We start from the raw sequence: 6,331 nt of genomic DNA on the forward strand, positions 1-6,331 counted from the left end.
GGAAGCGGCACCATGCAGACTGCACAATTTGCACAAAGAATTGTCGATGAATTACATCATGCTGCAGAGCAATTGACGAATGAAGATGCGGAAAAACTCGTCGAGCAAATTCTTATATCGAATAAGATTTTTGTTACCGGTGCTGGTCGCTCTGGTTTAATGGGCAAGGCCTTTGCCATGAGAATGATGCATATGGGACTCGATTCTTATGTTGTTGGTGAAACAGTTACAGCGACATATGAAGAAGATGATATTTTAATTATTGGTACCGGCTCCGGAGAAACAAAAAGTCTAATTCCAATGGTTGAAAAAGCAAAAAGCATAGGTGGAACGGTTGCAGTTGTCACAATCAATCCTGAATCAACACTTGGGAGATTAGCAGATATTACTGTTCAATTACCTGGTGCACCTAAGGATCAAACGACAAGCGAATACCGAACAATTCAGCCAATGGGCTCTTTATTCGAACAGACCCTTTTATTATTCTATGATGCGATTATTTTACGCTTTATGGAGAAAAAGGGACTCGACTCACAGACAATGTATGGAAAACATGCTAATTTGGAATAAATGTATCGATTAAAGCAGTTAGGATTTTTTCCTAACTGCTTTTGTTCTTATTTAACAATTAAAGCCAGATACGAAAATAGTCACAACAGGCAGTAATAAGATGATTTGTAGAAATATTGCTCCACTAGCTGCCTTTAGACCTTAGTTACACTTATGATATATATATCTATGAAAGCTTCTATTATAGTGCATCAAAATCCTGCTTTAACAATGCATACATATATATATCATCGAATTTTCCACCGGCAAACTCATAATTTCTCAACAATCCTTCCCGAATAAACCCTTGTTTTTCTACTAGCTTTCGTGACGATATGTTCGGCGGTTCAATTAACGCTTCGATTCTTTGTAAGTTAAAATACTTGAACCCGTAGCTTACTACTGCTTGAAGTGCTTCATTTGCAATTCCCTTTCCCCAATAACTTCTATTTAGTTCATAACCAATTTCAGTTCGATAATGTTCGGAAACCATGTTAAGAAAACCACAGCTACCGATTACCTCATCTTTCCCTTTTAGCGTAATTCCCCATCTAATTCCAGTACTATTATCTAATATTGTTTGATACCATGCTATTTCACTTAATACATCTTCCACAGTTTCAAAAGGTGCCAATCCATAATATTTCATTACTTCTTTATCAGATAAATATTGAAAAACATTGTTTACATCGCTTACTTTAATTTTTCTTAAGATTAATCGATTTGTTTCGATTATCGGAAATGGTGCTAGATTTTTGTCCACTACAAATCCCCTTTTTTAAAATTCTCCAATTATTTTAGCATTATCTTCAGATTATTAATATCATTTTTTAAAATTGATAGGGATGCCTTTGTTGCACTAATATCGCTCCCATTTCGCCGTATTAGCTGGACATTTAAACTATGTTAGGCAATCTCCTTATTGTTATTGAAACGGGCTCATGGCTAGTTCATCGTCATTCGGAGATGCATATACATACAGTGAAATCGCATAGAAAACTAAAAAAAAGGAGACTACGAATTATGGGATCAACAAATAATAATAATAATAATAATAAGCAATTGGAAGCTTTAATTAATAAAGTAATAAAAGTTAATCAAGGCGGACCAAATTCAAGAGTAGGGAAACTGCTGGCAGTCAATAGTGACTTTATCACGCTTTTAACAAAGCCTGATGGCGTACTTTATTATAATTTAGATCATGTAAAAAGTTTCGCTACAAATGTAAGTGAGGAAACAGACTTGGAGATTGATGAATTAAATGAAGTTGATTGCCATCGAGCAGAAAGCTTTCAATCACTTTTGAATAGCCTGAAATACCAATGGGTACAAATTAATCGCGGCCCGGATAAAGCGGAAGGTGTCGTAAATGAAATTACCAATGAATTAATTACACTTGTTCACAATAAAGAAGTAATCCGTGTATATACCTTCCATATTAATAATATCAGTATTGGCAACAAACCAAAAAAAGACAAAGATGATAATGACGGCGATCAAAAGGATAAAGATGACAAGAATAAGGACGATAAGAATAAGGATGACAAGAATAAAGACGATAAAAAATCGAAAGAATCAGAGAAAAGTTAGCTCTAACTTTTCTCTGAAATAATAAACATGTAAGAAGGAGGTGCCCGGTTTGAATGAACGTAATTCCTTTCTAAATCATTTAATTGGATTCAATATTAAAGTCGTATATCCCGGACCACATACACTCAAGGGATTATTAGCGGGAATAAAAGAGGATTACCTCATATTAAAAGATGATAAAGATGTCATTCAATATGTAAAGCTTGATAAGATGAAAGAATTAACAAAAAACACAAAAGATATTAAACCACGAAGTATAGAAGATATTCCAGTATCGAACCATAGAAATTTCCTTGAGCTGCTTAAGGAATTTGAAAATGAGTGGCTCATGGTTAGCAGAGATGGAGCCGAAGAAATTCAAGGCTTTTTAAGTAATGTAAGTAACAGCTATATCACCTTTGTGGTCAAAGATGAAATTACATTCATACCAATCTCGCAAATTGCGATGCTCTCTAGCAAGCTAGGAAAGAAACCTACCGAAAAGCATCCAACTAAATCCGATAATCAAAGCAATGGAAATAATGATAATAAAGAAACGAAGCCGAAGCAGCCTGAAAAAGAAGCACAACCAATACGATTTAACAAAGGTAGCAATCAAGATGAAAGTAAAAACCCGAATGCAGAAACCCAAAAGCGAGAAGTAAAAATTAATACGAATGAAGTACAAGTGAAAACTAGCAAAGAAAAAACGGAAGAAAAGTCCAATCATTCGCTGGATGAATTCCTCAAACCAAGCGGATCGAACACGACAAAAAATCGAACCCTCTCTCCTAGAATAAGACAACCTGAATCAATGGTTAGGGAAGAAAAGGAACATGTTGCTACCTATCGAAGTTCAAATAATGCAAGATCAAATAGTAGGAATTATTCTTAATAGATGAAGTTCAAATACCGATAAACCAGACCCTTCAACTTTCTATAAAAATGTGGGAAGACATATTCTTAAGTTCTATCTATAGCATCTGTCTTCTCATCATTACATTTTCTTAACTGTTATATGTTAAAAACAAACACTAATTTAATAAGAAGGAGGGATTAACACAAATGGATATTCTTAATAAATATTTGCAACAAGTAATCGAAATAGAAATTTCCGGAAAAAAAACCCATATTGGTATTCTGCTTGATATCGGCAGCGACGTCCTTGTTATTTTTAACGGGATTGATTATATCTATGTTTCTAACATGCATATTCAAAAGGTCAAACAGAACGTGGATGAAGAAATCACATTAGAAGATAAATCAAATGTCCATATCAATGACCAAATCTCCCTCAGAAAGGTACTAACTAGTGCTAAAGGCATGTTTTCTGAGATTTTTGTTACCGGTCAGCAATCGATCCATGGATACATTACAAGTATCCTAAATGATTATTTTGTTTTTTACTCCCCTGTCTATAAAACGATGTATATTCCTTTCCGCCATCTGAAATGGCTTATTCCATACCATGACAACCAAACACCCTACTCCTTAGAAAAGGAAATGCTGCCAGTAAATCCATCTGCACTCAATGTATCAAGAACATTAGATATTCAAATTAAGAAGTTAATTGGTCAAATTGTCGTCATTGATTTAGCATCAACAACAGATAAGATTGGACAATTAAAGAAGATACAGGGAAGTTATCTAGAATTAGCAACTGCTAGACAGGACACCGTATATGTAAATTTACACCATGTACAAACCATTCATTTTCAGTAATGCATAAGTGGAATCGTTTAGAATTCCACTTATGTTTTTTTCTATTTAAGAACAAGAAGAATCTTTACGGGGATAATCACTGCTAGATGATAGGTTTATATTCTATCCTGTCACTCTTCTACTTTTGATTCCGGAGGCTATCATTCTTATGCAAATACCATTTGCACCCAATAATACAACAGTAACAATGTAACAACCGTAGTTATCGGGATAACAATCACGGATACACTTAAATAATCTTTCCATTTCACTTTAATTTTATGCTGTCTTAGGATATGCAACCAAATAAGGGAAGCGAGTGTACCAATTGGAAGTAATAAGGAGCCAATGTCACTACCAATAATATTTGCAAGGTAAATCGTTTTTAAAGTAATCGGATCCAATCCCATTTCCGTTAACGTTATCGTTCCAATCATTAATGCAGGGTGATTGTTAAAGAAATTCGATAGGATAGACACTAGTCCCCCCATGATAAAGCTGGCTTGCATTAGACCCTGAGTGACAATTGGTTCTGCTTCACGAACGAGAAAGTCGGTTAAGCCTGCATTGTGGAGCCCGTAAATAATGACGTACATAGAGAAGGCGAAGATAAGAATGTGCCAAGGTGTTTTTTTCAATATATCAACAGGATTTGTACCTAAATGATACCATCGCCAAATTAACAGGACCACGGAGCCCAGTACAGCTACCAATTCAATTGGAATTGATAAGTAGGAAGCAACAAATAGTAGACAGCGCATGATAAACACAAACAATAGCACTTTTAACATGAATTTTGTCCGTTTTTGTTTCGTCTCTACAGAGAAACTACCTTTCAATGGATGAAAATTCTTAGTGAAAAAGGTTTCCTCCATGTCATATGCGATACTCGGCAACCTTTTCGGTAATTTCTTCTTAACAACGAAGAACATTAGCCCTGACATAAATAGTAAGCCGATTGTAGCAGGCACAAACATCATCGCAGTATGCATGTAAAGCGTCATATCGACAATTTCAAGTGCAATTAGATTCACAATGTTACTTACCCCAATCGGCGCGCTCGATGCAGTTGCAATCAGTGCACCTGATAATAAATACGGAATCATTTGATTTGGTTTGAGGCGAAGATTTTTTAGAAGCATGATTAGGATTGGTGTTGTAATTAAAATGCTTCCATCATTATTAAATAATAGGGTCATTAAAAAGCATAAGAGTTGGATATACCAATAGAGATGGTAACCTGATCCTTTTGCAAGCGTAGCAAGTCTTGCCGCTGCCCAGTTAAAAAAACCGAAGCTCTCTAAAATGATTGCCATGACAATAGTTGCCATTATGGTAATCGATGCACCGCCAATCTTATTAATGATATCGGCAATATCTGCACGTGAGACCATTCCTGTTAGTAATATAATTCCTGCCCCGATTGAAGCTGGCCAAGCTTCATTTATTCCCCCTGGGCGCCAAAAAATGATCGACATGGTCATTAGGAAAACTAGGATCGTTATCCCTATTTCAAAAGACATTTCTATTCTCCCTTCTTCATTCATTTAATAGGACATTTCATGTGCTAAATTACGCCTACACATACAAAAGCCGTTCATTGCTAAATGTCTAGTTCCGCTTTCGTCCATACATGTCCTATTCTCTATATGTATATTCATCCTTATATAACAGGAGATAGTGATAATGCTTATTCTATTAGAAATATGCGTATGTCAATCAATGATGGATAATCTAGGATGATAGTTGTCTATCATTTGAATGATTTACCATGCTCGTTCGAATGCTTGTCCCTTTATAAACTAAAAAATTGATCCGTCATGTCAGTGAAATACATGTACAGATCAATTAAACGTTCCTTATTATTAGCAAAATAATATTTACTTTTTACCGGGACCTTTTTTCCCTGGACCGTGTTTCTTACCTGGACCATGACCAGGACCTTTCTTTTCGTCTGCATTATTATCATCATTTTCGTTTTGGTTCTCATCGGCATTATTATTATCATCATTTTCATTTTGGTTCTCATCAGCGTTTGTTTCAGAATCGGCAGCTTTTTCCTTATTGTGCCCTTTTTCCTTGTCCCCATCTTTCTTCTTGTCTGCGCCCTTCTCGTTATCAGATTCCTTCTTCTCTTTAGAATCCTTTTCCTTATTATCAGATTCCTTCTTCTCTTTAGAATCTTTTTCCTTATTATCAGATTCCTTCTTCTTTGCTAGAAGGCTAGAAACTTCATCTTTCTCTCCAACAAGAAATAACAGTTTATCCAACTCCAGTATTGAATTATTCGTCAACTCGTTCACCACTTTCTCATAATGTTATAGCTCCATGTATCATATGTAAAAAGGTGGACTTCTGTCTAGGCAACCATGGGAAAACATGAAAATATATGTTTACCCATGGTTGCCTGCTCGAATTAAACAGGTGCCTGTAGTCAAGCCCCCTAAAAATAGACAATAAAAAATTCGACATCTAGGCACACTTTTTGTATTCTAAATAATATGATTTTGGA

Annotated in this window: 7 protein-coding genes; 4 read left to right on the top strand and 3 right to left on the bottom strand. The window is 35.4% G+C overall.

Going from position 1 to position 6,331, the window contains the following annotated elements:
• Positions 1-12 precede the first annotated feature (12 nt).
• Positions 13-570, top strand: a complete 558-nt coding sequence (gene hxlB / locus CWR48_RS16585; protein ID WP_115774443.1) for a 6-phospho-3-hexuloisomerase — start codon at positions 13-15, stop codon at positions 568-570.
• Positions 571-751: 181 nt separating this feature from the next.
• On the opposite strand, the gene CWR48_RS16590 is transcribed toward hxlB, so the two are convergent.
• Positions 752-1,312 carry a GNAT family N-acetyltransferase gene (locus CWR48_RS16590; RefSeq protein ID WP_115774444.1) on the bottom strand — a complete coding sequence of 187 codons (561 nt, stop codon included), beginning with the start codon at positions 1,310-1,312 and terminating at the stop codon, positions 752-754.
• A gap of 260 nt (positions 1,313-1,572) precedes the next feature.
• Here CWR48_RS16590 and CWR48_RS16595 point away from each other — a divergent pair, with 260 nt between their 5' ends.
• From CWR48_RS16595 to CWR48_RS16605, 3 genes are all read left to right on the top strand, one after another.
• Positions 1,573-2,139: a hypothetical protein gene (locus tag CWR48_RS16595; protein WP_115774445.1), complete on the top strand. Its 567-nt coding sequence runs from the start codon at positions 1,573-1,575 to the stop codon at positions 2,137-2,139.
• A gap of 49 nt (positions 2,140-2,188) precedes the next feature.
• Complete coding sequence (locus CWR48_RS16600; protein WP_115774446.1) at positions 2,189-3,013, top strand: DUF6897 domain-containing protein; 825 nt, start codon at positions 2,189-2,191, stop codon at positions 3,011-3,013.
• A 170-nt stretch (positions 3,014-3,183) separates the two neighbouring features.
• Positions 3,184-3,840, top strand: a complete 657-nt coding sequence (locus CWR48_RS16605; protein WP_115774447.1) for a DUF2642 domain-containing protein — start codon at positions 3,184-3,186, stop codon at positions 3,838-3,840.
• A gap of 146 nt (positions 3,841-3,986) precedes the next feature.
• Here the strand turns inward: CWR48_RS16605 and CWR48_RS16610 are convergent, their stop codons facing one another.
• Positions 3,987-5,342 (bottom strand): arsenic transporter, encoded by a 1,356-nt coding sequence (locus CWR48_RS16610; RefSeq protein ID WP_115774448.1) that lies wholly within the window; start codon positions 5,340-5,342, stop codon positions 3,987-3,989.
• 357 nt (positions 5,343-5,699) lie between these two features.
• Entirely contained in the window at positions 5,700-6,113 is a 414-nt protein-coding gene (locus CWR48_RS16615; RefSeq protein WP_115774449.1) for a hypothetical protein, read from the bottom strand.
• Between the last annotated feature and the right edge of the window lie 218 nt (positions 6,114-6,331).

The sequence above is a fragment of the Oceanobacillus arenosus genome (assembly GCF_003369575.1).
In the GTDB taxonomy this organism is placed as follows: Bacteria; Bacillota; Bacilli; order Bacillales; family Amphibacillaceae; genus Oceanobacillus; species Oceanobacillus arenosus.